The following is a 2,692-nucleotide window of genomic DNA, read 5'->3' on the forward strand; positions in this document are numbered from 1 at the left end:
TCCAGGATGCGGGAGCCGCCGGCGCGATGGATGGCGCCGTCCACCCCGCCTCCGCCCATGAGCGACGAGTTGGCGGCGTTGACGATGGCCTCGGTGCGCTCCCCGGTGATGTCGCCGCGCACCGACTCGATGGCCTTCCCGCCCGGCAAATCCACTCGCACCAGGGTCTCCGCGTACTTGATGTGATGCTTTAATTCTTATCGGTAAGCGCTTCCACTCCCGGCAGTTTCTTGCCTTCCAGAAACTCCAGCGAAGCCCCGCCGCCGGTGGAGATGTGGGTGATCTTGTCGGCCACCCCCGCCTGGTGCACCGCCGAGACCGAGTCGCCGCCACCCACGATGGAGACGGCGGCCGCGTTCTCCGCCACCGCCCGCGCCACCGCCATCGTGCCCTTGGCGAAGGGCGCCATCTCGAAGACCCCCATGGGCCCGTTCCACACGATGGTGCGCGCCTCCCCGATCTCCTCGGCGAACAGCGCCACCGTCTTGGGCCCGATGTCCAGCCCCATCTGGTCCGCCGGGATGGGCTGGTCGGCCGCGATCACCTGGGCGCGCACCTCCGCCTCGATCTTCGGGGCGATCACGTGGTCCACGGGCAGCAGCAGCCGCACCCCGCGCGCCTTCGCCTTCTCCATCAACTCGCGCGCCAGCTCGACCTTGTCGTCCTCCACCAGCGACTTGCCCACCTGCCGCCCCATCGCCTTCAGGAAGGTGTAGGCCATGCCGCCGCCGATGAGCAGCGCGTTCACCTTGGTCAGCAGGTTCTGGATGACGGGGATCTTGTCGCTCACCTTGGCCCCGCCCAGGATGGCCACGAAGGGCTGCCGGGGATCGTGCAGCGCCTTGCCCAGGTACTCCAGCTCCTTCTGCATGAGCAGTCCCGCCGCCGACTTCTGCACGAAGCGGGTGATACCCACGGTGGAAGCGTGCGCGCGGTGGGCCGTCCCGAAGGCGTCGTTGACGTAGTAATCGGCCAGCTTGGCCAGCGCCTTGGAGAAGCCCTCGTCGTTGGCCTCTTCCTCGGGATGGAAGCGCAGGTTTTCGAGCAGCAGGCACTGCCCGCTCTCCAGTTGGCGCGAGACCTCTTCCGCCTCCGCTCCCACGCAGTCGGGACAGAAGCCCACGTTCTTCCCCTGTCCCATATGCTCGTCGAGCAGCACGCGCAGGCGCTCGCCCGCCGGCTTGAGACTCATCGTGGGATTGGGCTTGCCCTTGGGCCGGCCCAGGTGCGAGGCCAGGATCAGCTTGGCGCCCTGCCGCAGCGCGTAGGCGATGGTGGGCAGGGTCTCGCGGATGCGGGTGTCGTCCATCACCCCGCCCGCCTCGTTGAGCGGCACGTTGAAGTCCACGCGCAGGAAGACGCGCTTGTCCTTCAGGACCAGGTCCTTGATGGAGAGCTTGCGCAGGGAATTGCTCTTCTTGCCGTTGCGTGCCTCGGAAACCGCTGCCTGTGGCATGACCAACCTCCCATCAGCGCCCGCTTCTTTAATGACCCGATGCCCCTGTCTTCCCTGGTGTCCTTAGTGTTCCCCTTCGTGTCCTTTGTGGTGCGCTTTGGTTTTTTCAATCACCCGATCACCCGATGACCCGATGTCTACAGCCCCTTGCTGCCGATGTAGTGGATCAGGTCGCGCACGCGGCAGGAGTAGCCCCATTCGTTGTCGTACCAGGAGATGACCTTCACGCAGTTGCCGCCCACTACCCGGGTCATGGGCGCGTCCACGATGGAGGAGCGCGCGTCGCCGCGGAAATCCATCGACACCAGTTCGCCCTCCTCGTAGCCCAGGTAGCCCTTCAGCGGTCCCGCCTCCGAGGCCTTCTTCATGGCCGCGTTCACTTCCTCGGCCGTGGTCTTCTTCTCCACGAAGGCCACCAGGTCCACCACCGAGACGTTGGGCGTGGGCACGCGCATGGCGAAGCCGTCCAGCTTGCCCTTGAGCTCGGGAATCACCAGGTGCAGCGCCTTGGCCGCGCCGGTGGAGGTGGGGATCATGGAGAGCGCCGCCGCCCGCGCTCGCCGCAGGTCCTTGTGCGGGAAGTCCAGGATCACCTGGTCGTTGGTGTAGCTGTGGATGGTGGTCATGGTGCCCATCTGGATCTGGAAGCTGTCGTGCACCACCTTGGCCACCGGCGCCAGGCAGTTGGTGGTGCAACTGGCGTTCGACAGGATGTGATGTTTGGCGGCGTCGTACTTGTCGTGGTTCACGCCCATCACGATGGTGAGGTCTTCGTTCTTGGCGGGGGCGGAGATGATGACCTTCTTCACCGTGCCCCGCAGGTGGGCCTTGGCCTGGGCCGCGTCGGTGAAGCGCCCGGTGGACTCCACCACCACCTGCACGCCCAGCGAGGCCCAGTCCAGCTTGTTGGGATCTTTTTCCGCGAAGACGCGCACGCTCTTGCCGTCCACCTGGATCGCGTCCTGGGCGGCGCTGACCTTGTTGTGGATGTTGCCCAGGATGGAGTCGTACTTGAGCAGGTGGGCGAGGGTCTTGGCGTCGGTCAGATCGTTGACGGCCACGAAGTCCAGGTTGCTGTCGTTGAGGGCGGTGCGCAAGATGTTGCGTCCGATGCGGCCGAATCCGTTGATGCCGACTTTGATTGCCATAAAGCGCCTCCGGCGAAGCTACAGGTGAGTTATGAAGCTCGGCTCGAAACCCAAAATGCTAACACCGGGGGTAAGGAGGCGCAATCAC

Annotated in this window: 3 protein-coding genes; all 3 read right to left on the reverse strand. The window is 65.3% G+C overall.

Annotated elements, in window-relative coordinates:
* A partial coding sequence (locus VEG08_15100) for a macro domain-containing protein (GenBank protein ID HXZ29320.1) occupies window positions 1-161 on the reverse strand: 161 nt, incomplete at its 3' end.
* 29 nt (window positions 162-190) lie between these two features.
* Window positions 191-1,405: a phosphoglycerate kinase gene (locus VEG08_15105; protein ID HXZ29321.1), complete on the reverse strand. Its 1,215-nt coding sequence runs from the start codon at window positions 1,403-1,405 to the stop codon at window positions 191-193.
* A gap of 188 nt (window positions 1,406-1,593) precedes the next feature.
* Entirely contained in the window at window positions 1,594-2,604 is a 1,011-nt protein-coding gene (gene gap, locus VEG08_15110) for a type I glyceraldehyde-3-phosphate dehydrogenase (GenBank protein HXZ29322.1), read from the reverse strand.
* Window positions 2,605-2,692 lie beyond the last annotated feature (88 nt).

This window comes from Terriglobales bacterium, from assembly GCA_035624475.1.
In the GTDB taxonomy this organism is placed as follows: Bacteria; Acidobacteriota; Terriglobia; order Terriglobales; family Acidobacteriaceae; genus DASPRL01.